Annotated in this window: 26 protein-coding genes; 16 read left to right on the forward strand and 10 right to left on the reverse strand. The window is 58.2% G+C overall.

Annotated features, from left to right (window positions below):
• Position 1: 1 nt before the first annotated feature.
• Complete coding sequence (locus AC1DK3_RS19865; RefSeq protein ID WP_477193966.1) at positions 2-1,315, forward strand: efflux RND transporter periplasmic adaptor subunit; 1,314 nt, start codon at positions 2-4, stop codon at positions 1,313-1,315.
• 118 nt (positions 1,316-1,433) lie between these two features.
• On the opposite strand, the gene AC1DK3_RS19870 is transcribed toward AC1DK3_RS19865, so the two are convergent.
• On the reverse strand, positions 1,434-2,309 hold the full coding sequence (locus tag AC1DK3_RS19870) for an SDR family oxidoreductase (protein WP_477193967.1): 876 nt from the start codon (positions 2,307-2,309) through the stop codon (positions 1,434-1,436).
• Positions 2,310-2,526: 217 nt separating this feature from the next.
• Here AC1DK3_RS19870 and pdxR point away from each other — a divergent pair, with 217 nt between their 5' ends.
• The 6 genes from pdxR (at position 2,527) to AC1DK3_RS19900 (ending at position 7,178) form a co-directional block, all read left to right on the forward strand.
• Entirely contained in the window at positions 2,527-3,948 is a 1,422-nt protein-coding gene (pdxR, locus tag AC1DK3_RS19875) for a MocR-like pyridoxine biosynthesis transcription factor PdxR (RefSeq protein ID WP_477193968.1), read from the forward strand.
• 139 nt (positions 3,949-4,087) lie between these two features.
• Positions 4,088-4,960, forward strand: coding sequence for an NAD-dependent epimerase/dehydratase family protein (locus AC1DK3_RS19880; protein ID WP_477193969.1), 873 nt, complete (start codon positions 4,088-4,090; stop codon positions 4,958-4,960).
• Positions 4,961-4,981: 21 nt separating this feature from the next.
• Positions 4,982-5,302 carry an SMR family transporter gene (locus AC1DK3_RS19885; protein WP_477193970.1) on the forward strand — a complete coding sequence of 107 codons (321 nt, stop codon included), beginning with the start codon at positions 4,982-4,984 and terminating at the stop codon, positions 5,300-5,302.
• A gap of 53 nt (positions 5,303-5,355) precedes the next feature.
• The gene (locus AC1DK3_RS19890; protein ID WP_477193971.1) at positions 5,356-6,360 is read left to right on the forward strand and encodes a nitrilase-related carbon-nitrogen hydrolase; all 1,005 of its coding nucleotides are present in this window, start codon (positions 5,356-5,358) and stop codon (positions 6,358-6,360) included.
• Between the two features lie 35 nt (positions 6,361-6,395).
• The gene (locus AC1DK3_RS19895) at positions 6,396-6,803 is read left to right on the forward strand and encodes a cupin domain-containing protein (RefSeq protein ID WP_477193972.1); all 408 of its coding nucleotides are present in this window, start codon (positions 6,396-6,398) and stop codon (positions 6,801-6,803) included.
• 156 nt (positions 6,804-6,959) lie between these two features.
• On the forward strand, positions 6,960-7,178 hold the full coding sequence (locus AC1DK3_RS19900) for a hypothetical protein (protein ID WP_477193973.1): 219 nt from the start codon (positions 6,960-6,962) through the stop codon (positions 7,176-7,178).
• A gap of 134 nt (positions 7,179-7,312) precedes the next feature.
• Here the strand turns inward: AC1DK3_RS19900 and AC1DK3_RS19905 are convergent, their stop codons facing one another.
• The 3 genes from AC1DK3_RS19905 to dinB form a co-directional block, all read right to left on the reverse strand.
• Positions 7,313-9,637 (reverse strand): TonB-dependent receptor plug domain-containing protein, encoded by a 2,325-nt coding sequence (locus AC1DK3_RS19905; protein WP_477193974.1) that lies wholly within the window; start codon positions 9,635-9,637, stop codon positions 7,313-7,315.
• Positions 9,638-9,764: 127 nt separating this feature from the next.
• Positions 9,765-10,712 carry a PepSY domain-containing protein gene (locus tag AC1DK3_RS19910; RefSeq protein WP_477193975.1) on the reverse strand — a complete coding sequence of 316 codons (948 nt, stop codon included), beginning with the start codon at positions 10,710-10,712 and terminating at the stop codon, positions 9,765-9,767.
• Positions 10,713-10,953: 241 nt separating this feature from the next.
• Positions 10,954-12,039: a DNA polymerase IV gene (gene dinB, locus AC1DK3_RS19915; RefSeq protein WP_477193976.1), complete on the reverse strand. Its 1,086-nt coding sequence runs from the start codon at positions 12,037-12,039 to the stop codon at positions 10,954-10,956.
• Positions 12,040-12,376: 337 nt separating this feature from the next.
• On the opposite strand from dinB, the gene AC1DK3_RS19920 reads away from it, so the two are divergent.
• The 4 genes from AC1DK3_RS19920 (at position 12,377) to AC1DK3_RS19935 (ending at position 15,424) form a co-directional block, all read left to right on the forward strand.
• Positions 12,377-12,751, forward strand: a complete 375-nt coding sequence (locus tag AC1DK3_RS19920; protein ID WP_477193977.1) for a DUF488 domain-containing protein — start codon at positions 12,377-12,379, stop codon at positions 12,749-12,751.
• A gap of 182 nt (positions 12,752-12,933) precedes the next feature.
• Positions 12,934-13,533 carry a uracil-DNA glycosylase family protein gene (locus AC1DK3_RS19925; protein WP_477194013.1) on the forward strand — a complete coding sequence of 200 codons (600 nt, stop codon included), beginning with the start codon at positions 12,934-12,936 and terminating at the stop codon, positions 13,531-13,533.
• A gap of 204 nt (positions 13,534-13,737) precedes the next feature.
• The gene (locus tag AC1DK3_RS19930; RefSeq protein WP_477193978.1) at positions 13,738-14,448 is read left to right on the forward strand and encodes a type 1 glutamine amidotransferase domain-containing protein; all 711 of its coding nucleotides are present in this window, start codon (positions 13,738-13,740) and stop codon (positions 14,446-14,448) included.
• Between the two features lie 355 nt (positions 14,449-14,803).
• Positions 14,804-15,424, forward strand: coding sequence for a c-type cytochrome (locus tag AC1DK3_RS19935; RefSeq protein ID WP_477193979.1), 621 nt, complete (start codon positions 14,804-14,806; stop codon positions 15,422-15,424).
• 340 nt (positions 15,425-15,764) lie between these two features.
• Here AC1DK3_RS19935 and AC1DK3_RS19940 read toward each other — a convergent pair whose 3' ends face one another.
• The 3 genes from AC1DK3_RS19940 to AC1DK3_RS19950 all read right to left on the reverse strand — a co-directional run bounded on the left by AC1DK3_RS19940 (position 15,765) and on the right by AC1DK3_RS19950 (position 17,088).
• The gene (locus AC1DK3_RS19940) at positions 15,765-16,088 is read right to left on the reverse strand and encodes a hypothetical protein (protein WP_477193980.1); all 324 of its coding nucleotides are present in this window, start codon (positions 16,086-16,088) and stop codon (positions 15,765-15,767) included.
• Positions 16,089-16,178: 90 nt separating this feature from the next.
• Positions 16,179-16,586 carry a substrate binding domain-containing protein gene (locus tag AC1DK3_RS19945; protein WP_477193981.1) on the reverse strand — a complete coding sequence of 136 codons (408 nt, stop codon included), beginning with the start codon at positions 16,584-16,586 and terminating at the stop codon, positions 16,179-16,181.
• Positions 16,492-17,088 (reverse strand): LysR family transcriptional regulator, encoded by a 597-nt coding sequence (locus tag AC1DK3_RS19950; protein WP_477193982.1) that lies wholly within the window; start codon positions 17,086-17,088, stop codon positions 16,492-16,494. The genes AC1DK3_RS19945 and AC1DK3_RS19950 overlap by 95 nt, the downstream gene beginning before the upstream one ends.
• Before the next feature lie 81 nt (positions 17,089-17,169).
• Here AC1DK3_RS19950 and AC1DK3_RS19955 point away from each other — a divergent pair, with 81 nt between their 5' ends.
• The 4 genes from AC1DK3_RS19955 (at position 17,170) to AC1DK3_RS19970 (ending at position 20,775) form a co-directional block, all read left to right on the forward strand.
• Positions 17,170-17,823: an SDR family NAD(P)-dependent oxidoreductase gene (locus AC1DK3_RS19955; protein ID WP_477193983.1), complete on the forward strand. Its 654-nt coding sequence runs from the start codon at positions 17,170-17,172 to the stop codon at positions 17,821-17,823.
• 305 nt (positions 17,824-18,128) lie between these two features.
• Entirely contained in the window at positions 18,129-19,481 is a 1,353-nt protein-coding gene (gdhA, locus tag AC1DK3_RS19960) for an NADP-specific glutamate dehydrogenase (protein ID WP_477193984.1), read from the forward strand.
• A 282-nt stretch (positions 19,482-19,763) separates the two neighbouring features.
• Positions 19,764-20,018, forward strand: coding sequence for a hypothetical protein (locus AC1DK3_RS19965; RefSeq protein ID WP_477193985.1), 255 nt, complete (start codon positions 19,764-19,766; stop codon positions 20,016-20,018).
• 652 nt (positions 20,019-20,670) lie between these two features.
• Positions 20,671-20,775 (forward strand): phenylacetaldoxime dehydratase family protein, encoded by a 105-nt coding sequence (locus tag AC1DK3_RS19970; RefSeq protein ID WP_477194014.1) that lies wholly within the window; start codon positions 20,671-20,673, stop codon positions 20,773-20,775.
• 73 nt (positions 20,776-20,848) lie between these two features.
• On the opposite strand, the gene AC1DK3_RS19975 is transcribed toward AC1DK3_RS19970, so the two are convergent.
• The 3 genes from AC1DK3_RS19975 to AC1DK3_RS19985 form a co-directional block, all read right to left on the reverse strand.
• Complete coding sequence (locus AC1DK3_RS19975) at positions 20,849-21,430, reverse strand: hypothetical protein (protein ID WP_477193986.1); 582 nt, start codon at positions 21,428-21,430, stop codon at positions 20,849-20,851.
• A 302-nt stretch (positions 21,431-21,732) separates the two neighbouring features.
• The gene (locus tag AC1DK3_RS19980; protein ID WP_477193987.1) at positions 21,733-21,978 is read right to left on the reverse strand and encodes a hypothetical protein; all 246 of its coding nucleotides are present in this window, start codon (positions 21,976-21,978) and stop codon (positions 21,733-21,735) included.
• Positions 21,959-22,606: an HAD family hydrolase gene (locus tag AC1DK3_RS19985; protein WP_477193988.1), complete on the reverse strand. Its 648-nt coding sequence runs from the start codon at positions 22,604-22,606 to the stop codon at positions 21,959-21,961. Before AC1DK3_RS19985 ends, AC1DK3_RS19980 begins: the two co-directional genes overlap by 20 nt.
• 290 nt (positions 22,607-22,896) lie before the next feature.
• On the opposite strand from AC1DK3_RS19985, the gene AC1DK3_RS19990 reads away from it, so the two are divergent.
• Positions 22,897-23,625 (forward strand): HAD family hydrolase, encoded by a 729-nt coding sequence (locus tag AC1DK3_RS19990; RefSeq protein ID WP_477193989.1) that lies wholly within the window; start codon positions 22,897-22,899, stop codon positions 23,623-23,625.
• Positions 23,626-23,764 lie beyond the last annotated feature (139 nt).

Genomic DNA, 23,764 nt, shown 5'->3' on the forward strand with positions numbered 1-23,764 from the left:
CGTGACCGATTCAAACGACACGATATCGATCCAACCAAAGGATGAGAGACGCGAGAAGAGCGACCAGCCTGATGTTGCCACCCCGGCACCAAAAGGTCATGGCGGCCTTTGGCTTGGACTAGGAATTCTCTTGCTTCTTGTCGGCGCATTGGTCGTTGGCGGCATTAATGCCCGCGCGCTGCGACAACAGACTTTGGCCACGTCCGAGCGCCATCGCAACTTCGTGCCGAAAGTCCAGGTGGCGCCGGTGAAAGCCAGCAGCGACATCAATACCGTGTCGTTGCCGGCGACGACGTTGGCATTCACCACAGCGAACATCTTCGCCCGCGCCAGCGGTTATATCGGAAAACGCAATGTCGATATCGGCGACCGCGTCAAGAAAGGACAGCTGCTGGCGGAAATCGTCGCCCCCGAGCTCGATCATCAGATCGCGCAAGCGCAAGCCACTCTCGACCAGAACAAAGCTACGCTGCGCCAAAACGTGGCGAACCGGGACCTCGCCAAGATCACGTGGGATCGCGATAAGCCGGTGGTTGCCCAAGGCTGGGTGACGCAACAGCAAGGCTCAATCGATGAGCAGAATCTCAAGGCGCAGATCGCGGCGGTCGGCGTCGCTGAGCAAAGCATTGCTGCGCAGGAAGCGACGATCAAGGTTCTTCAGCAGCAAAAGGACTATCAGAGTGTCGTCGCTCCGTTTAATGGGGTTGTCACCCAACGCAACATCGATGTCGGAAGCCTGGTGCAGGCCGATACGACGAGCGGCACATTCATGTTCAATCTCCAGCAAACCGACATCATCAGAACCCAAGTTTATGTTCCTCAGGATGAGGCGGTCGGGATACGGCCTGGCGTTGAAGCCGTTGTGCGCATTCCGGAAATTCCGAACCGTACATTTCCTGGAAAGGTTACGCGCATTGCCGATGCGTTGGACCCGATCACCCGGACTTTGTTGACGGAAATTGACGTTCCCAATCCGGACGGGGCGATGTCTGCCGGCGTCTACTGCACCGTCGAGCTTCATATTCCGCGCAAGGTGCCTTCACTCCTGATTCCGGCGGACGCGATCGTATTCGATCGCAACGGCCTGCACGTGGCAGTCGTCCAAGACGGAATTGTCAATCTGCAAAAAGTTTCAGTAGCACGGGACCTAGGGACGGAAGTCGAGGTGCGCGACGGCGTTAAGAAGGGCGATTTGGTGGTTCTCAATCCACCGGTCGACTTAACCCAAGGAAGTAAGATTGAGGCGCGGTCCGGCGCATCCGATAAGACCGCGAGTGAACCAGCATCGCGACCGCCAACGAAAAATCGCTCGTGATCGGGCTGCCTGATCTCGATGTTGAGGCAGCGCGGAGGGCGTTTGACGTCAGGACCAAAAGCGGTTGTCTGCTGAACACACATTTGCATCGGCTCAAGAGTGTTTCGGCGTGTGTCGCCTAAGCGCCGAGGGCGATCGCCACAGATTGGGCCATGGTGGTCGTGGGCCGGCCGATGAGCCTGCTCAGCTGTCGGCTCTCATCGTAAAGAGAGCCGTTCGCAGCTTTCGCGTCAGAGTCTGCATAGATCGCCGCGAAGATCTCGGGTAGCCCGATGGATTGCAACGCGCTCTTGTAGTCGGATTCGGGCAAGTCATTGTACGTTACCGTCTGGCCGGACTGCCTGGCGACCTCAGCCGCGAATTCCGAAAGAGTATAAGCCGTGTCACCGGCGAGCTCGTAGACTTTGCCTGCGTAAGTGTCTTGATCCGCGAGCACGGCCGCAGCGGCTGCCGCGAAGTCCGCACGCGCAGCAGACGAGATGCGACCCTCTTTTGCTGCCCCCATGACCGCCCCGTTACGAATTGCGGCGGCGATACTTTCCGTATAATTCTCGGAGTACCATCCGTTGCGAAGCAGCACGCACGGAATACCCGATGCCCGAATTAGAGCTTCCGTCTCACGGTGCTCTGCGGCCAATGCCATCGGGTTCGTGTCCGCGTGCAGCATGCTGGTGTAGCCGAGCAGTTTAACGCCCGCCGCCTTCGCCGCATCAATGACATTGCGGTGCTGTGTGACGCGCCGCCGCCCAAGCTCGCTCGACGAGATCAGCAGCAACTTTTGCGCGCCTTTGAACGCAGACGCTAAGGACGCGGGATCGTCGTAGTTGGCGACGCGGGGCACTGCGCCGTTCTCCGCCAAGCCCTTCGCTGCGGCAGGATTGCGAACAATACCTATCACATGGGCCTTTGGCGAGATCCTCAGGACCTCAGCTACGACAAGGGCGCCCAACTGACCTGTCGCGCCCGTTACGACGATGCGTTCAGAATGCGCCATTTTGTTCTCCGCAGTATAGAACGTGGTCGGCTGCCAGCGAAATGCGAACTCCTGCGGCTGGCAGGAAATTTCGCGGCGGTCATCCGTTGTGTGAAGATTAAGGATGGCACGGCCTATATCCAAGGTCCATAAACGGAATTGGCGGCTGGTCCATGGTCGTAGCGGGTGGGCTTGCTCGCCATACGCTGCGCTATTTCCGTACGGAGGGTCATAGTCCATGGCGATCGCGAAGCCCCGCAGCATCTCGCCGTTGGATTCCACGGCGGCCGCACCTTTCTACCGACAAATCTACGATCGGTTTCGCGGCGCTATCGATAGCGGGGTGTTGAAGCCGGGGGATCGCATTCCCTCCGCACGTGCGCTGACTAAGGAATTAGGATTGGCGAGAGGCACCATCGAAGCTGCCTATTCGTTACTCGCCGCTGAGGGGTACATTCAAGCTCGCGGGCAGGCCGGGACCATTGTAACGCCGGACCTCAAACCGCGAGCACCGGCATCCAGTCCGGCACCCCGGCCGGATACAGACTTTGCCGCCACTAGTTTTCGTCCGGAGTCCATTCTGCCGTTCCAAATGGGGTTGCCGGCCCTGGATGCTTTTCCTCGAAAGATATGGGCGCGCCTCGGCGCGCGATGCGTGCGCGCCATGCAGCCATCCGACATGGTGCATCCCGCCGTGTACGGCTGGCCGGCATTGCGCGCCCAAATCGCTGCGTATCTTCAGGTTTCGCGTGGGATAAACTGCTCGGCATCTCAGATATTCGTGACGTCAGGATACCGTCACTCAATTGAGTTGATTGCCCATGCGTTGTTGAAGGCGGGAGATCGCGTCTGGCTTGAAAGCCCCGGGTACCCGCCAACGCGAGAACTATTCGGTCACATACAGATTGCAGTGGTGCCGGTGCCGGTCGACCGCGATGGCATGGTCGTCTCCGATGGGATGAAGCTTGCTCCACGGGCACGCGCGGCGGTGGTGACGCCTGCGCATCAGAGCCCGTTGAGCGTGTCTCTCTCCTTACCCCGGCGCCTGGCGCTGTTGGATTGGGCTGCGCGAAGCAACGCCTGGGTCATCGAGGACGACTACGACGGCGAGTACCGATATGTCAGCCGGCCGCTGCCTGCATTGAAGAGCTTGGATCGTGACGGACGCGTGATCTACGCCGGCACGTTTAGCAAGGTGCTATTTCCGGGCATTCGACTTGGCTATATCGTCGTGCCGGAAGCTCAGGTCGAACGGTTCGAGGAGATTGCCCAGGCTTTTGTGGGAGGAAGTCCTCAGCTCACGCAAGCGGTTGTTACTGCCTTCATCACCGAAGGGCACTTCACGCGGCATATCCAAAGAATGCGCAAGCTCTATGCGGAGCGTCGGCAGGCGACAGCCGCCGGCTTGGAAAGTGTGCTGGCAAAGCAGGTGCGAATTGATAAGCAGCCGGGTGGAATGCACCTGATATTGCGACTTCAGAGCCGCCTTTCAGATCGGCGGCTCGTTGCACGAATGCGAGACGACGGCCTTTACGCGGAAGCACTGACGGACTGGACGATAGGACATGCTGGCCCGTCGGCCTTGTTGCTCGGTTTCACGAATATCGCCTCTCAGCGAACCGCTGAGACGCTGGGAAAGCGGATCGCGCGCCTGATATGACGGTGGCGATAGCTTGGAGCGGAAGGATCATGGCCTAGTTGGATGGCCGGATCATGGACCTTCATATGTAGGCCACGATGTATCACGTAAGGGGGGTCAGGCATGTCGGCTTGACCGTCAAACTTTCGGAGATGCAACCGTGAGCGAGCAATCCAACGTGAACAGGTCGGTATTCGTGGCGGGCGCAGTAGGCGCAGTCGGCCGACAACTCCTGCCGATGCTTGTCGGCGCGGGCTACAAGGTCTTTGGCACCACGCGGACTCCCGAGAAGTTGGCCCAGATGGAGGCGATCGGGGTTCGCCCAGTTTTGGTCGATGTCTTTGACCGCGCCTCGCTGATAGATGCTGTGAGTACGGCCAAACCGGATGTCATCATTCATCAGCTGACTGATCTATCGGCGGCGGATTTCGCGGGGACGGATCGCCTGCGGATCAAAGGGACACGAAATCTGGTCGATGCCGCTAAGGCCGCAGGGGTGCGCCGGCTGATCGCGCAGAGCCTGGCCATCGTCTACGCGACTAAAGCGGAGCCAGCGACTGAACTAGACCCGTTTGCCGATGGGACGCCAGCGCTACGAGACACGGCGCACGGGGTGCGCTCGCTCGAGGCGGCTGTCGCAGAACTCCCCGAGGGGATCAGCCTTCGCTACGGGCTGCTCTATGGCCCAGGCACCTGGTATTCCAGAATCGGTCCCTTTGCCGACGCCGTACGACAGGGCAAGCGTCCCGCCAACAGCGGGGTAAGTTCATTCCTGCATGTGAAAGATGCTGCACGGGCTGCACTCCTCGCGATCGACTGGCCCGAGGGTGTCGTCAATATCGTCGACGACGAACCCGCGGCCGCAACCGAATGGCTGCCGCAGTTCGCAGCGGCGATCGGAGCGCCGCCGCCGCCGATTGGCCAGCACGGCGGCCACGAGCAAGGCGTCTCCAATCGAAAGGCGCGGCGGGAACTTGGCTGGAAACCGCTTTATCCGTCTTGGCGCGAAGGATTTCGAACGGCTCTCGATTAGCGAACGAATGGATTTATCAAAATGGCGTGGGCACTCCTCAGCATAGCCGGCATTCTCGAGATTGCATTCGCCTTTGGCGTAAAGGCGTCCGACGGCTTCACGCGATTGATCCCCGCACTGCTTACGGTGGTCACCGGCTTGTCGAGTGTGATTCTGCTTTCACTCTCGCTCCGTTCATTGCCGGTTGGAACCGGCTACGCCGTGTGGACCGGCATCGGCGCAGCGGGCACCGCGATCCTCGGAATAGCAATGCTGGGCGACTCCGCTGCTCCGCTGCGCGTGCTCTGCATTGCTCTCATTCTGGCCGGCATTATCGGACTGAAGCTGATCTCGGAAACCTGAAAGCACAAACCTCGCCTCATCATCAACCGTCGACAATCAAGTAGGAGCGTATCATGAGAACCGTCAGAGCCGCCGCCGTTCAAATAAGTCCAGTGCTTTACAGCCGCGCGGGGACGGTCGCCAAAGTCGTCGATAAAATTCTCGAGCTTGGTCGCCAAGGCGTTCAATTCGCAACCTTTCCCGAGACGCTTATTCCCTACTATCCCTACTTCTCGTTCGTGCAACGGCCCTATGAAATATCGCTCGGCAAAGAGTATCAGCGCCTTTTGCGGGAATCTGTCACGGTCCCGTCGCCTGATACGCTTGCGATCGGGGATGCCTGTAAGCAAGCCGGAGTGGTGGTGTCGATCGGCGTCAACGAACGCGACGGTGCTACGCTTTACAACACGCAACTCCTGTTCGACGCGGGCGGCACGTTGATCCAGCGCCGGCGCAAAATCAGCCCTACGTTTCACGAACGCATGATCTGGGGCCAGGGTGACGGTTCCGGGTTACGCGCCGTCGACAGCGCCGTCGGACGGATCGGTCAATTGGCGTGCTGGGAGCACTACAATCCATTGGCGCGCTACGCACTGATGGCCGACGGTGAGCAAATTCACTCTGCCATGTATCCCGGTTCGTTCGCGGGCGATCGCTTCTCGGAGCAGATCCAAGTCAACATCCGGCAGCATGCCTTGGAATCCGCATGCTTCGTCGTCAACGCCACTTCCTGGCTGGACCCCGATCAACAGGCTCAGATCGCAAGAGATACGGGCGGCGACATAGGCCCCATATCGGGCGGCTGCTTTACCGCGATCGTCAATCCAGAGGGCGAGCTGCTCGGCGAGCCGCTGCGCTCGGGTGAGGGCGTGGTTATCGCCGACCTCGACTTCTCGCTGATCGATCGGCGAAAGATGCTCATGGATTCGCGCGGCCACTCCAGCCGCCCTGAGCTGCTCAGTTTGTTGATTGATCGAACGCCCGCAGCGCACCTTCGGGAGCGCACACCGTTGCGAAGCGGTGTGCCAAGCGACACGGACTACAGCTGCGTCCGAGCGGGCGTCGTCGAGGTTACATGAAGCTCTGAACCCTAACCCTCAAAGGAGAGCAGAAAATGAAGACGACTTTGCTTCTGTCATCGGCGTTGTGCGCGATGCTGACGTTGAACGGCGCACATGCAGGGACCGGAAAAGCCACAACCCTGATGACCAAGGACCTGCCGAATTTCCCCGGCCAAGAAGGCATGGTCGAAGTCGTGAACTTCGCACCCGGCGAGGTCTCCCAGCCCCATCGACATAACGCCGATCTCTTCGTGTACGTGCTGGAAGGAAGCGTCGTCACCCAAGTCAACGGCGACAGTCCCCAGACAGTTCATGCTGGCGGCGTCTTTTACGAATCCCCGACAGACGTGCACACCGTCAGTCGCAATGCCAGTGAGACGCAACCCGCAAAACTGCTCGTGTTCTATGTGAAAGAAAAAGGCACTCCGCCAACTGTGCTTGTGGGCGATGGCGAAAAGTAGTGCCTCGCGGTCTGCCCAGATGAAGTCGGAACATTTGGGCGAGAGCGCATCTTGGGGGGCAGGGGCGGCTATACCGTTCTTATAACGTGATCGCCTCATCCGCCTCGAATTCAAATAGGTCCGTCGCTGCGTCTCAAAAACCAAAGGAGACGGATCATGACCCATCAAGCCATAGAAATCAGCCACAGCTTCACGAAGGCTGTTCCAGATTTGAGCAACAGCTCAGTCTGGCGGACAGCCTACAACCTAGCCGCAGTTTTCGCGCTAATGTTTGCTGATGGCCTCGTTAGCAGCGCTTACCAGCCGTCCGACGGCGCGGCGTTCAACGCGACACACGCCCCCACCGCCTTTAGGGGCGCACCGCCAGCTAAATAATTTCATCATCGCTGAGATGGTCTCGAGGTTTTTAGCTTATGTCTTCGTTGAAAAGCGCATGGCAAACAAAATTTGCGCACGATCCCAAGACCGTGCACAAATCTCTGTGCTTCATCGTTGGCGGTCGATCGTTCTTACCAGCCGTACGACAGGCGAGCGTAATAGACCGAAGGCGATGGCTCGATGCTGTGCGTCCGGGCCGTGATCGTCCCGCCAGAATCGCGCGTCGTCAACGTGCGATCGTCGTCGGCGCGAAGGAGATTACTGGCCGACAAAGTCAAAACGACGTGCTCATCGAGCGAGATGCGTGCCGAAGCATCCAAGCGATCGAGATTTGAGAAGCTCGTATGCTGGCTCGTCCCGTTCACCTGCTCTATGTTTTGGTCATATGCATAAGTGCGGTTGTAACCCAACCCGAACGTCGTCGCCCATGCTCGCACGTAGTAGTCGGCGCCGACGTTCGTGATCAGGTCCGGTTGCTCCGCAAAGCGGCGCGTCTGACCCGTCTGCCGATCGGTAAGCTCCGACCTCATCGTTGTTCCGTTGGCCCAAAGCGTCAAATCCGGAAGCCCAATCATCTGCATCGGCAGCCGGCCTTCGAGTTCCACACCGTAGAGCTCGCCGTCGCCGGCGTTACGCGGCGTCGAGATCCAGCGCGGGGATCCAACTTCCTGCGTCAGGGTTCTCTCGATCTTGTCCTCGAAAGAACGCGCAAAGAAATTGGCCGACAAAAGTCCCGATCTCTGGAAGAGGAAGAAATCGGTGCCGACATCCAAGCCCCAGATCTTCTCTGGCGAGGTATCGGGATTGCCCCGCTGATCCGGATCCGAAATCGTTCCGCTTCCGGTAACGACGGTTGGCGTCAGGTCGCGCAGGTCCGGACGACGCAGCGTCCGTGCGACGCCCAACCTGAAGTCGAGGTCTGGAGCCACCGCGAGCTTGTATTGGATGGACGGATTGAGGTCCGGTGAGTCGTTGTCGAAACGGTTCTTCGCAAAATCTATCGTTTCGATGACGCTGTACTCGAACCGCAGGCCGAGCGTCAGCTTGTCATGACCGAAAACCGAAAACGCATCGCTGACGTAGGCGTGATAAATCGCTTCGCTGATCTCGTAGTTGCGCTCCGGAAGCGGAACGTTGCTCAGGCCGCGCACCTCGTTCTCGGCCCGCTGCGTCTGCGCCCAGCCGAGGCCGGCTTCGAGTTCATGGCCGTGGACGCGCGTCGTGACGGAGCCGCCGGAAGCGATGCGTTCGAGGTCTATGGGAACGAAGCGCGGCGCCTGCACGACGGGCGAGCCGCCCGGCAGGCTCGTTTGCGTGGATTCTCGCGTCGTGTCCTCGCGTCCGCGCTGATAATCGAAGAAGACGCTTGAACTCGAAAGCCCGCTGAATGCGTGCTGCCATTCGAGATAGCTGCCGTATGTTTCACGGATGCGATGACGAACTTCATGCGTATCGCGATTGGCCGAAGCTTGGTCGTTGGTGAGCCGGAGCGTGTGCTGGTCGCGAAATTCGTTCGTACGTAGATAGGTCGGCGAGAATATGATCGTGTTGGCGGGGTCGATAGCGAGTTCGAAGCGAGAGAGGAACGTATATTCGTCGAACTTCCGATGCTGGTCGACAAGGTTGCCGCCCCTGGGCGTCGTCCCGTTCGTGCTGAAAATGAACTCGCTTGAGCTTTCCTGAACCAGACGCCGCTGATATCCGCCGCCTATGAAATAGCGAAGAGCCCCAACCTGTCCGCCATTCCATGCCGAAATTTCGCCGGGCGTCCCGTTGCCTTCGACGTGACCAGAGCCGACCGTTATCTGTCCGCCCGATGGGCCAAAATCGCGGCGCGTTATGATGTTTACGGTGCCGGCGGCACCCTCCGAACGCATGCTGGCGAGCGGGCTGCGCGTTATTTCAATCCGCTCGATAAACGTCGCAGGAATGCGGTCAACTTCCATGCTGCGGCTGGAATCGCCGTCGACGAGCGGACGCCCGTCGAGCAAGACCTGTGTGTACTCCTTGCCTATGCCGCGCAGCTTGATATCGCGTGAGCGATTTACACCTGGGAACGTTACGCCCGGAAGCCGTCGCACGGCATCGCCTATGCTCAAACTGTTATATTGCTGCAGCTGGGCGCCTTCGATCACGACGGTGGCGTTCGGGGCCTCGGAACGGACCGTGAGCGCGCCGACCGCGGAATTGCTGACCGCGTTGCCGGAATCAACGGTCGGAGTTGCGGACTGCGAATCCGATGGTTGCGTTGCAGGCGCTTGGGCCGAAGAAGACGAAGCGCTTTGAGACGCCTTTGCCTTTTTGCTTGCTGCTTTCTTCCCGGGGATTTCTTGGTCGGTTGCCGTAACGGTGACAGGCGGGAGCGCCGTTCCTTCTTCTTGCGCATTGGCAACCGTGAAGGAGCCTGCCAAAGCCAGCGCCGCACACGCTGAGTGAACACGCACGTCCCAAGTCATTCCGTTTCCCCTCAAAAATTTGAGGGATAAACATCATGCCGAACACAAGCTTACAATATTGTATACCAAAAAATGAAACATGCGGCTGGTGGTGGCACAAAAGTGTCACATATGTGATGCGTACTGATTAATTGACGAGGATTTTTTCCCGCAGGCTCGGATCGGAGTTCACGGCGCCGCGTGATGGCCGGCGGCGCCTCAGCCGGCGTCGCGCCCACATAAGAAGACCCGTCGAAAGCAACAGGATCAGAACCAGCGAGGTCACCGCATTGGCGGAAGCGGACCAGACGCCCGCCCAGTTGCCTTCATGAAGCAGCTTCGGCCAATTGCGCGGCTTGACAACGAGACCGCCCGTCGAAACGGCGTAGTTGCGATATTCGCCGTCTTCGATGAATCGCGCTTCGCTACCGCTTTTTCTCAGACGCAAGGTCAAGAGCGTCGCCAGATCTCGGTCGCGTGCAACGATGCGCAGCGCTTCGATGAGCGAGCGCGGCGCAGCGTCGGCCGCAATCAACGGCTCCGGCCCGGAAAACGTCACCTTGTAAAGCATTGCCAGCCCGGTGAGCGGTGCAATGAGGACGAGCGGCAGGGCAATCCATGCGGATGCCGTGTGCCAGCCGCTGACCGTGTTGCGCAATGGTCTGGTGCCCATCACGATCCCGATCACAACCAGAGAGAGCATCGCGATGGTAGAGATGGTCACACCCCAACCGCCGTCGTCGAGCAGCAATGTTTTGTGAATCCAGCGCGCCAGCGAATACACGGCAAGCGTGGTGCTCGGTTGGCTGGCGATCTCACCGGTCTCAAGATCGATTTCAGTACCGCCACGGTCGCGGAGAACAAGCGTACCGAGATGACCGTGAACAAAGATGCGGTCTACGGTGCCTTCCGGATCATGCTTAGCTAGAGCCGCTTCGATCTTGCTCGCGTCGACGACGTTTGGCTTCAGCGTCGAAGCCACAATCGCGGGCTCAAATGCCAGGACGAGGCCCGTCAAAAAGGTGATCATCAACGGCAAGGCAAAGATGAGCGCCAACCATCGGTGGAGGCGGAGTGTCCAGGCTTTCAGCAACATCAGACTCGGATTCTTTTGGTGTTGTCAGGGCGTAGGGGAAAGCCGGTCAGCCGCACTTCCGCACGCGCTTGAGGCTTGCTTCGTGTTTTCTACAGCGAATTGAGCGCTCATATCCAGCGGAGTCTTTGCTTTTTAGCCACGCGATTGGATTGCTTGCAAAGCGGCATGGAGTGCCGCTTGATCAGGTGGATACATCTCCTGAGAGATGTCAGCGCCCGTGTGCCCCGACATGGCCGCGCTTCTAGCTGAGCTTCGCATCTAAAGCGAGATCAAGCTGGTCGTCGGTGTCGGATGCAAATTTGGAGACGGCGACGCCAACCAGACGAATGCCGGTCGTGACCGGATAGACGGATCGCACAAGCGATAAGCTGATATCACGAAGCCGATCGCGCGTTGCCACAGTTCCCGTAACGGTGCGGCTGCGGGTGATGATCGTGAAATCCGCGTATTTTATTTTAACGGTGACCGTCGCGCCGAAGCTCTGATTTTTCTCGCACCAGGCCCAGACCTCATCGGCCATTTCGAGGGTTCCCGCTTCGATCTCCGCGGGGAGGATGCGATCCACCGCAAACGTGGTTTCGGAGCCCGATGACTTTCTTGGCCGGTTGGGCTCGACGGGACGGTCATCTTCGCCGCGCGCGATGGCGTAATACCAGGCGCCGGATTTACCGAAATGCTGCTGCAGGAATTCAAGACTTTGCGCGCGAAGATCGGCGCCGGTGTGTATGCCGAGCCCGTTGAGTTTATCAGCCGTCACCGGCCCCACGCCGTGGAACTTCTTGACCGGCAAGCTTTCAATGAAGTTCGCGCCGCGCTGGGGCGGAATGACGAACTGTCCATTTGGCTTGCGCATGTCGGAGGCGAGCTTGGCGAGAAATTTGTTATAGGAGATCCCTGCGGAGGCGGTCAGCCCTGTCTCAGCGAAAATGCGATCGCGAATCTCCGAGGCGGTGTCGGAAGCCGTCGGCAAGCCACGCAAATTCTTCGTGACGTCGAGATAGGCCTCGTCGAGCGAAAGCGGTTCGATGAGCGGCGTGTACTGGGCGAAGATTTCACTGATCTGACGCGAGACGGCGCGATAGACCTCGAACCGCGGCGGCACGAAGATGAGATCGGGGCATTGCCGCAGCGCCGTCGTCGAGGGCATGGCGGAGCGCACGCCGAACGGGCGTGCTTCATAACTCGCGGCCGCGACGACGCCGCGCTTGGCACCGTAGCCGACGGCGACTGGCTTGCCTCGCAGCTCGGGATTATCCCGCTGCTCGACCGAGGCATAGAAGGCGTCCATGTCGACATGAATGATTTTACGAATGGCGATTTCGCTCATGGTGGAAGTCTAGCACAATCCATGTACACCGGCCGTGGGTATGGCACGTGGATGCGATGCTTCGTAGATTTTTCCCGTCTCGACGTCGACGGGAGCGGGTGTCCGCAGTTTTTGAATAGATGCCGCTCGCCCTTCGTCGCAAACGCGATTCCGGGCATGCAGTATATTTTTGACCTCGTCTGGCGGCACGCAGGACGGCCAAGCAAGGAAGGCTAAAGCGCGGTCTTTACTGATGCTGCAACTAAACAGTCCGGCAACGGACGATAATCAGCTATGCTACCGAAATCAGTGGGCGCGGCGCGTCATTGCCGCGCAATCTGCCTCAAGGGAGCGTCTCATGACGGCATCTTTCCCCGCATCCCATCTGCGTTTGAAACGCGCCTACGACCCGCCCGCGCCTTCCGACGGCGTTCGGATACTCGTCGATCGGCTTTGGCCCCGCGGGGTCAGTAAAGAAAAGGCTTCGCTCGACGAGTGGGAAAAGGACATTGCGCCGAGCACGGAACTCCGGAAATGGTTTGGCCACGATCCGGCGCGCTGGGCGGAATTTCAGCGCCGCTACCGAGCCGAGCTTCAAGAACACGCAGAAATCCTGAAGCACATTCGTGCGCTGGCCAAGTCGCATACGGTCACCCTCGTTTACAGCGCACATGACGAAGACCACAATGACGCGGTTGTCCTGAAGGACGTCCTACTCGGACGGAATGCCTAAGTGTTGTCGAACCGCTATTCGAGTAATGACAATTCGAGATGCCAAGCTTGCAGGCCAGTTGTCTCTCAGATTAACGCTGCCTGAGCCTGGCACGCTGGTTTGAGGAACCCCAACACGTGGCTAAGACAACGATCGTCCCAGTCGAGACACAGTCGTCTCATGCCAACGCACTCGACGGGTTGGTGAGGTCGATCCGCGCGTGCCGGATCTGCCGTGATAATCCCCGCTATGGGAAACCGTTGGGCCACGAACCGCGACCCATCCTCCAAATTTCGAAGACGGCGCGCATCTGTGTTGCTGGCCAGGCTCCCGGAACGCGCGTCCATAAAAGCGGCCGTCCGTTTGATGATCCATCGGGGGTCAGGTTGAGGCAGTGGCTTGGTATCGACGAGACTGCATTCTACGATTCCTCCAAGATCGCGATCATCGGGATGGGTTTTTGCTTTCCGGGGTTGAGCCCCGACGGCAGCGACTTGYCGCCCCGCCGGGAGTGCGCGGAGATATGGCGAGCGACGTTGTTCCCGCATTTGCCGAATGTGAAGCTGTGCGTGGTTATTGGCCGCTACGCTCAACGATGGCATCTCGGCCAGGAGGCGGCGAAGCAGGGCGTCAATCAGACGGTGCAGCAATGGCGCGATGTTTACGACGCAGATCAATCATTGCGCAGAATTCCGCTGCCGCATCCATCGTGGCACAACAACAGATGGCTTGAGTGCAATCCGTGGTTCGACACGGATCTGCTTCCCGTGCTGCGCGCAGACGTGCGCCGCCTGCTCAAATGAACCCGATGTGAGACGGGGACAAGGCTTGTCGGCTTGATTTCGTCCACAGGTCATCGTGTGCAGAGATCGTATTAAATGCCTGCCAAATTATTCATGCGGGAGCAGCCGTCGCCGACGTAACTGGGTTGGCATTAAAATACTTCGAGAGTAAGCGACTCCAGTTTTCCGGGACGCTTGCGCTGACCGAGCGAGAAGGAGCGACAGATGAAAGTTCTGATGGTGATAACCTCGCATGACACTCTCGGTAATACCGGCCGCAAGACCGGCTTTTGGCTCGAAGAGCTTGCTGCTCCCTATTACGTGTTCAAGGACTCGGGAGCCGAGATCACTCTTGCATCTCCGAAGGGCGGCCGACCACCGCTTGATCCCAAGAGCAACGAACCTGAATTCCGAACTGAGTTGACACTCCGGTTCGAGAACGACGCGGCCGCTGAGGCTCAGCTCGACAAGACCGTTCGTCTCGACAGCGTCAGGCAAGAAGACTTCGACAGCGTTTTCTATCCGGGCGGTCATGGCCCAATGTGGGATCTCGCCGAAGACAAGCACTCCATCAAGTTGATAGAATCCTTCCTTGCCGCCGGCAAACCGTTAGCTGTCGTCTGTCATTCCACCGGAGCGCTGCGTCATGTCAAAACGCCGGACGGCAAGGTTTTCGTAGAGGGCAAGGAAGTTACGGGCTTTACCGACGGTGAAGAGGAAGCAGTCGGTCTCACGAAGATCGTGCCCTTCTTGGTCGAAGATGAAATGTTGAAGCTGGGCGCCGTCTTTTCGAAAAAAGCGAACTGGGCATCTCACGTCGTGACCGATGGCCTGCTAACGACGGGACAGAATCCGCATTCTTCGGGTCCGGCAGCCAATGTTCTCCTCGCCGAAATAGCCGAGCACCGCAAGGCGCCTGCACCTGCGAAATCATGATTTGGCCATTGAACGAAAGAATGCGGACGCTGGTTGATGGAAACGCGACGAAGGTGCGGTGCTCCGAGCTGGATCCCTCCAAGGGAGGTAACTCAAAGCTTCGTCCCGAATTTATTGCTCCGCGTGCGAAGCGAATTCTCACTGTCCGTGACGGCATGGCGACAAAGACGCCGAAATTCCGAAAGTTCGCCCTTGCAGAATGCCCGCCATTCCTTTTGATTGCTGTCTAGGATTGGCCAAAGGAAGCTAAGTAGACGACATCAGAACTCCCACCCCACGACAAGGAATAACCAGTGCCGCTTGGAGACGTTGCTTCGAGCGACGGGTTTTCTTGCGGAATATTCAGGAGGATTCGATGACAAGGCTCACCGCAGGCGCGTTTCTTATCGGCATTTTGGCGACCGGATATTTCGCCGTTTTCCAACCCGCTCCCGCGGTCGCCCAAACGTTAGATGAACTCGCAACAGGTTGCGCGGGTTGCCATGGCGAGAACGGCGTTCCGATCGACAAGACAATCCCGAACATCTGGGGGCAGAAACGCGCCTACCTGCTGAACCAGCTTCTCGATTTCAAACGGGGGCACCGTGTGAATGAGCAGATGAGCCCTATGGTCGAGGCGCTCAGCAAAACAGACATGGAAGCGCTTGCAACGCACTTCTCGAAACTGTCGTGGCCGGATCTGCAGCAGCCGCCTGTGCCGGATGATGTAAAGGCCAAGGCCCGCGCAATCCTCAATCCGTTGAATTGCCGGGGTTGCCACCAGGAGCACTATCAGGGCGACACGGTGAGGCCGCGTCTTGCCGGCCAGCAGGACGATTACCTGGTTAAGACGATGACGGATTTCCATACGGGCGACCGCAAGACCTATCTCGGCATGGTCGCATTGATGCAGTCCATCGATGAAGCGGATATCAAGGCGATCGGGGCATATCTGGCAGGTCTGCAGCTCCCCGGCCATATTGATCAGCGCCATTGATCAACTCCACTAATCAACTGGGACGTCTTCATTCTGACGCGTTGGTCGCGGCTCCCGATGGGCGGCGTAATCTCCATGCCGTTCGCTTCAGTCAGACACACCTAGTCCGATGCGTAAGGAACTTCATGCTCGTCCGCGCGCGAAAGATTGCGCGACGAAGGAGCTGAAATTGGCCATCTCACGGGGTTGCCAGATGTGACCGTGACAAGTATTGGCCATTCGGGCGCAATGAGGCGGACACAATCGGCCGATAATCAGCGCCCGGAACTGCAACTGAGGTGACATGATGCGCATTTTTCCGATTGGTTTGGCCGCGGCCGCTCTTCTTGTATCGGCGGTATCAGCCGAAGCTCAAACTCTCCGTCTTGATGATCGCGGCTTTTCCTTCAAATTCGGTCCGAATGACCGACAGGGAGACGTCGAAGGGAAGCGGGCCAATTGTGAAGTCTACGCTCGTATCGCGCAGGTTCAAGCTGATGCCAACGAACGCTTTCGCTGCGGATTTCGGGGCCCGCGTTGGGATCGCGATATGAGACCCCATTTCATGTGGTGCCGGTGGACGCCCCGCCGTGTGGTCGCCGATGAGCAGCGGGGCCGGTCCGAACAACTTCAGGATTGCTTCAACCGTCTCGGCGATTTCGACGGCCGTCGCTGAGCTGCACATCGCGCACAGCAATCATTCGGCGCCTCGGGGGGAACTCTCTCCGGGGCGTCATTTACCGGTGAAACGCAAGATAAGTGCCACGAGCGGGCTCTATTTGCGCTTCCCAGTTCCCCATCCAGCTTTGATGGCTTTGGAAATTTCCTCAACGAAAAGCCTCGTTTTGGTCGGCACCAAATGCCCTGGGGGCAAGACTGCATAGACTCCGTCATCGCCGCGTCCGCCCCATCCGGGCAAGACCTCAATGAGTTTTCCGGCGCGGATAGCAGGGCCTGCGAGCCAATCGGCCGTGTAGATGATCCCCAGTCCTTCAATCGCCGCCATCAGCACCGCTTCCGAGTTGTCCGCAACGAGGGGGCCAGCAGGATGCACTGTCCTGCGCTTGCCGTTCTTCATGAGAAGCCAGTCAGGCCAAGCGGCGTGTCCGGAAAATCCTAAGCAATCGTGTTTGGCCAAGGCTTCCGGCGAGCGCGGCGTGCCGCGCTTGGCGGTACGAGGCAATTTTCCGTACCGTGAGTGAGCTGTCGCGCAGGGTGCCCACGCGAATGGCGATATCAAATCCATCCGCGACGAGATCGACGCGGCGGTCGGAGAAATGAGCGTCGATCCGAATTTGCGGGTGTTGCTTGAGGAACGCCGGAAGGAGGGGCGCGATCCATTGGCGGCCGAAAGTAACAGGCAGAGAGACCCTCAAGACGCCTTGCGGGCTGGTGGCTATGTCACTTGCTTCGCGGTTTGCCTGAGCGAGTTCGTCTAAGATGACCTGAATGCGTCGGTAGTAAAGTTTGCCGGCCTCGGTCAGCGTCACCCGTCTCGTCGTGCGGGACATCAAGCGCACGCCTAGTTGCTCATCGAGCTGACTGAGGCGCCGCGAAATGACGGACGCATCACGACCAAGCTTGCGTGCAGCCGTCGTGAAGCTTCCTGTCTCCGCCACGGCTGCGAAAGCTTCCAGCTGTTCCAGCCTTGGCGGCTCGCGACTTTCCTGCATGGTATGCAACAATGAAATGCGCCGGGGCCTGATTATCCCGATCGTGTTTTGGGCTTATCTCAGCGTCACCAGAAATTCTAGGGAGTTTATGCCATGAAAACTTTCGTCAGCATCGGAGCCGGTCCAGGCATGGGCTTCGCCACAGCAGAACGCTTCGCCAAGGAGGGATTTCGCGTTGTCTTGAGCGGCCGAAACAAAGCCAAGGCGGAAGAGCTTGCCAACCAGCTGAAAGCCGGCGGCTATGACGCCGATGCTCGCACGGTGGATGCAAGCGATCCGGCGAGCGTTGTCTCGCTGATCGCGGAGGTGGAAAAGGAATTTGGCGCGATTGATGTCCTACACTACAACGCTGCTTCCATGCGCAAGGCGACGATCGCCGAACAGCCGCGGGACTCGTTCAACAGCGATTTGGCCGTGAACATTGGAGGCGCGCTCGTTGCGGCTCAAGCTGTCGCGGCGAAAATGGGCGAGCGCGGTTCAGGATCCATTCTACTGACCGGCGGCGGCTTCGCGCTCGAGCCGAGCCCCGAATATCTGTCGCTCAGCATCGGCAAAGCTGGGATCCGTGCGCTGGCACTCGGGTTGTTCGAGAACTTGAAGGCGAGAGGCGTCCACGTTGCAACCGTTACAGTTGAAGCATTCGTCAATCCGGGATCGAAGGACGCGCAGGCTGTGGCGGAAGAGTTCTGGAAGCTTCACGACCAGCCCAAAGGGGCGTGGACGGCGGAAGCAATATACAAGGGTTGATCCATGATCTGACCCTGAAATTGCTGATAGGTCGCGTCACCGTCGTCGTGCGTTGGTGACGTTCCTTCGGTCCCCGCAATTTCCGGAGCCATTTTGCAGCGGGCGATCTATTCGGAAGTTTTTTGCGATTGTATGGCGGGCAAGTCACCGAAGCTTGGCCTCGGCAGAATATTAAACCCTTCACCCTTTTCTTCGATGACTGTCGGCATTTCCGGATATATGACGCGGTCGGACCTGAACCGAGCCCGCGTGAGCCCGTTGTTCTGTCCATCTCCCTAAATACAGTCGCGAAAGAAGAATAAGAAATGCTCGACGAAAAGCTTGAACCGATTTTTGCTGATGTTCTGCGCCGCAATCCTGGCGAGGACGAATTTCACCAGGCAGTACGCGAGGTTCTCGATAGCCTCGGTGCTGTCATCGCCAAACATCCCGATTATGCCGAAGGGGCGCTGATCGAGCGCATTTGCGAGCCGGAGCGGCAGATCATCTTCCGGGTGCCTTGGGTTGACGACAAGGGGCAGGTGCAGATCAATCGCGGCTTTCGCGTTCAGTTCAACTCGGCGCTCGGCCCATTCAAAGGCGGCTTGCGCTTCCATCCCCGCGTGTTGCTCGGCACGGTCAAATTCCTCGGCTTCGAACAGGTCTTCAAGAACGCGCTGACCGGTATGCCCATCGGCGGCGGCAAGGGCGGCTCGGACTTCGATCCCAAGGGACGCTCCGAGCAAGAGATCATGCGCTTTTGTCAGTCGTTCATGACGGAGCTCTGGCGCCATCTCGGAGAATACACTGACGTTCCGGCCGGCGACATCGGCGTCGGTCAGCGAGAGATCGGCTACATGTTCGGCCAGTACAAGCGCATAACGAATCGCTACGAGTCTGGCGTTCTCACGGGCAAGGGCATGACGTGGGGCGGATCGCGCGTGCGCACAGAAGCGACGGGATACGGCGCCGTCTATTTCGTCGAACGCATGCTCGGCACGCGCAAGCAAAGTTTCGAGGGCAAGAACGTCATCGTCTCTGGCGCGGGTAACGTTGCCATCTACACGATCGAAAAGGTGCGCAAGCTCGGCGGCCGTGTGATCGCGTGCTCAGATTCCCACGGTTACGTGGTCGACGATAACGGCGGCGCGGGTATCGATCTCGACCTGCTCAAGGAAATCAAGGAGAAGAAGCGAGGTCGCGTTGCCGATTACGCCGCGGCGCGCGGCGCTGGGGCGATCTACGTTCCGGGTGGGCAGATCTGGGATGTTCCGGCCGACATCGCGATGCCCTCCGCAACGCAGAACGAGCTTACCGCACAAGACGCCCGGACGCTCGTGAAGAACGGGGTGATCGCTGTCGGAGAGGGCGCCAACATGCCCTGCACACCGGAAGCCGTCCGCGTGTTCATGGAGGGCAACGTGATGTTTGCGCCCGGCAAGGCGGCAAATGCCGGTGGGGTCGCAACGAGCGCGCTTGAGATGCAGCAGAATGCATCGCGCGATTCCTGGACATTCGAAGCGACTGAACAGCGTCTCGCCAACATCATGAATGGCATCCATGACCGCTGCGCGGAAATGGCGGACGTGTACGGGTCGCCCGGAAACTACGTCCTCGGTGCGAACGTCACAGGCTTCATCAGGGTCGCGGAGGCAATGCGCGCCCTTGGCGTCGTGTAATAGGCACGCGCACTTAAGGCGGATGCGACGCGCAACAAATTGCTCCGGACGCTTTCCGCGTCCGGAGCTGCGATACTTTCCCGAAGCCGTTCGGATCATGAATCGATGAGGGGTCTCCGCCGATACTTGGCACGTAGAATTTGATCTAATTCGTCTGTCTCATTCTTTGAAAATGGCAATCACGATCCGACAACGCTAATGCGCGACGTCCATTCGCGGCATCTACTTGGAAGGCATGCGCCCAGGCATTTCAGGCGCACTCATCTAGGTAGGAGAGTCCAAATGGGAAAATCCCTCATCGTTTTCTTGGCCGTGCTGTTCTGCACTGCTGGCGCGGTCGTGCGGGCGGAAGCGCAGACACCGTTGGGTGAAGACGAGTGCGCGGACGTCTGGAAGAAGGCCGGGGGCCATGACCTCAGTCCGGACCAGGCGAAGCCGTTCATCAAGAGCTTCGTGCAGCTCGACACCGACAAAAACGGCGCGATCAACTGGGAGGAGTTCAAGGCTGGTTGCGCGAACGGGCTGGTGCACAAATAGCGTGGCAGAATGGCGCTAAGCGCTTTCGTCTGATCGGCGCGGGGAAAGCTCGCGTCGATCGCTATTGCTTTTTGCTTCTTTCGGCGCACGCGCAGCGACGTCGTTATGAGGGAACGCGTCGCGCCTTGGTCCGCTTCACGTGGTACCGGCGGTGTAACGCATGACGCATTGATCTGCGTCAAATGAAGTTATCGCTCATCGCTTCTCCTTTGCGATTGTCGAGCTGAGTGCGAACCGGCGAGCATGATCTCGCGCGAAAGGCGTCAGGGAGGCGACGAGCCGGACGTCACACGCCACTGTCGGCGCGACTTAAAAATGTGCCGGGCGCGCAGTTACCACGCAGATGCACGTCGTGAGTGACAGAGATCAATTTTTCCATATGCGAATGAAAATTCCATCATCAGTGCGGTATAGAACCCGACGACGCGATTCGTTTTCTGTTCGCGGTGCATGGCGCCGATAGCGCCTGGGTTGGGATGTAGCCGGTTTCAGCCAGTTGCGTGACCTTTGTCGGGCGATCTCTTCCTAATCGCGACGTTCCGGGTCCGGGCATCGTGCCCGACGGATGCGGGCAACGTGCCCTGGCTCCCCTCATATGGTTAGGCAATTTTCCTTCGAGGGTCTTCGGTAGCATCGGGCGTGCTGGCGTGAACTGGCATTCCTTAATGATCACGAGGTCTCGGTATTCGACGCGGCAAACCAGTATTACGAATACATCAACTGCCATCCGAAGACCGGATTGTTGCGCGCCGTTTAACGGTGAGGCCGGTGGCTCTGGACAGCGTCACCGGCCTCGACCTCCGGGGGGGGGCGGAGTTCAAAAAGAGTCCTCAGCGATAGGGCGCAACCTCAGAGGGTTGGCGCAACGACGTTTCGGCAGCCTTCAGCTGAACATTCGCCCCACTCAGGCGCCGATAGAGATTCCGCCGTTTGGCAATCGGCCACCAATCGTACAAGAAAATTTCGATTGGCTTCCAGTTCGCAACCCAGCCGAGGATGTACAAATTTTCCCTTAGGTAAATGCTGATGTTGCCTGTTCCGAGAGTCTTGGGAACGACCTGCGCACCAAGAATACAAATTGCGAGCACCGCCGCGCCGATCAGCGCTGACTTCCGGCCAATGCTAAAAAGTTGTTTGAGTTCGCGACCAATAACTGCAGCTCGATATTCAAAATATCGGTGTAACGATTCATTGAGTTCCTTCGCATGCTCGCTCTTGAACTCGCTTGCGGGTACGTGGATGACGATCTGAATTGGCGTGTCGTGGGGAAGCTCGCGAGCCCAACCCACGATGTATTCTTCCGCATGACTATCGAGGTCCCGTTCACGAAAAGGGAACGGGTCAAGTGAATCGAAAAGCTGCGAGATCTTATCAACCCGGATTTCGATGCTCTCATTTTGATCGCCCATCATGGCACGTCTCTCTGTTCGAATAGGACCGCGTGCGATCGGTTGAAGCTTTTCGCTACAACGTTCCGGGTGCGACGCGGATGGCGGTCCTCGCTCCGAATTCTGTCGATGGAGGCGAGGCGAAGAATATTCGAGCATCATTGCAAGATGCTGCTGCCTGGCCTTTGAGCGTTCTCTCGTTAGTCCCGAAGCTGCTTCAGTTCGGCGGACCTTGGCATTCAATCAAAGAGCCAGCGAGAGGGTCGCTTCACTTCTCAAATAATGAAGATTAGATGCTTGAGCCGGGAGGGTGTCAAGACAGCGGCTCATTGGCCAGCACTGCCGAGCGCGATCATCATCGCCCGTGCGAACTCCATGTCATGTTCGGATGCCTTATCGAGGCTTGGCGTCCCGCAAGCGGCGATAGTGAAGCGGTCGAATGGCTCCTCGAAGACGTGTACCCAAATTTCAACGAACCCAAGCCTTCGCTGCGCATCGCCGGGAAGGTCGATCGACTCGTAGAAGCGAAATAATAGCGCGCGCCGGGGTTTGCTACCCGGGCGTAGCGGCATTGGGCGCCCTAACGATCGATCCAAATATATGGTCGATAATTCGCGGATCGTCGGGCAACAGGTATTTCGGTTTCAGTTCATTCAATTCCGTAATCTTATTCAAATTCGGAATGTCATCTGAGGACTCGATAACGTAAAAGCTATCGTTCGCGGCTCTCAGCAGCGGTATATCCGCGAATGAATTGCCGAATGCCATGGATATCGAATAATCCGTTTTCAGAATTTCGATGGCGGCTTCCTTCTCCGACACGTTGCCGAAATTTCTGACGTCGCGTTTGGTATAGATGCCTTGAGCGTTCTGCTCGATTTGTAACGCCAGAACTCGATCTGTGTGGATCTGCGGCGCGAATGCTTCGAGAACCTCGATCGGGCTTCCGCTGACCACGATAATGGTCATGCCCATCTCGGACAGTCGCGCGGTAGTGTCCCGCGTGAATGAAAAAAGACCGCTGTCCTGCTTGGCGAAACGGGCTGCTACCTCGCGTACATCATCGGCCTTCAGTCCCTCCAGCGTCGCCGCGTAGGCGTCGGCAATGTCGTCGATGAGATCGCCGTAGGAGATGCGTTCCGCGTGAAAATTGTTGAAAATGTCCGTCACCCGCTTCTGATGAGTGGGTGGCAAGTTCATTTACCTGCTGAGGAATGGCATCCAGTCTTGAAACATAAAGCCCTTACGTAGAGTGCCGTCCCAATCGACAAGGCAGGCAAGCGGCTTTCCGTCTTTGGATTCCATTTATCAATCTTTCTGTTTTTCGCGGTTGGGGCCGCAGACGTTCATCGCGCGACGAGTATCTCGTCAATAAGAAGCGCTAATGGGATTTCGTTTCACCGTGCGATATAGGCACTCGCTATCGGCGAGTTCGCGATCTATAACGCGACGATCATTGAACTCCACCACAGGGCAGGGTTGAATAGTTGATGAGCCAGATCAAAGGTCTCCTTTTCGATAAAGATGGCACAATTCTGGATTTCTACAGGACGTGGGTGCCCATCAATCGGATGATGGCACTCGACGCAGCGGGTGGGGACGTCGATCTCGCTGCGGAGCTTTTGCGAGCAAGCGGCCACGATCCGGATACCGATGTCGTGGCGCCCGGTGCGGTGTTGGTCGGGGCTGATGCCAGCGAGCTCGCCGTGAGCTTTGCCGGATTTCTGAAAGAGCGCGCGCCTCCAAATCTTCTCGAAATCATTGCAAGGAATTTCCGCGAGGGCGGCGCCAAGTACGCGACCTTGATCGATGGCGCCACAGAGGAACTCGCAAGGTTGGGCTCTTCGGGGTACCGATTGGGACTGGCGACGAATGATACATTCGATGGTCTCGAAGCATCGCTCGGGCGCTTCGGCGGGTTGCTCGAGATGTTCGAATTTCGCGTCGGCTGCGATAGCGGCCATGGTGCGAAGCCCGAACCTGGAATGGGATTGGCGTTTGCGCAGGTCGTTGGTCTCGAGCCTTCCGCTTGCGCGATCATCGGAGATTCAACCCACGATCTTGAAATGGGCCGACGCGCGGGTTTTGGGCTTTGTGTCGGGGTGCTGACGGGTCCGTCCCGTCGCGTCGATCTCGAGCCGCATGCGGATATCGTGATCGATAGCATTCTCGACCTCACCAACGTCCTGAATGAACGGAGTGCGGTGACGCCGCACTAAAGGCGCTTACGCTCCACCTGAAAATGTTGTACTTCTTTCAAAAATTGTTGCAATGGCCAAATTGCTGGCTATAGCGACCGCAAACCCACGTGTCGTGGGAAACGCGAACGGCAGTCCGCGACGCTGTTTTTCGCCGTGA

This window comes from Hyphomicrobium sp. 01T421, from assembly GCF_056398805.1.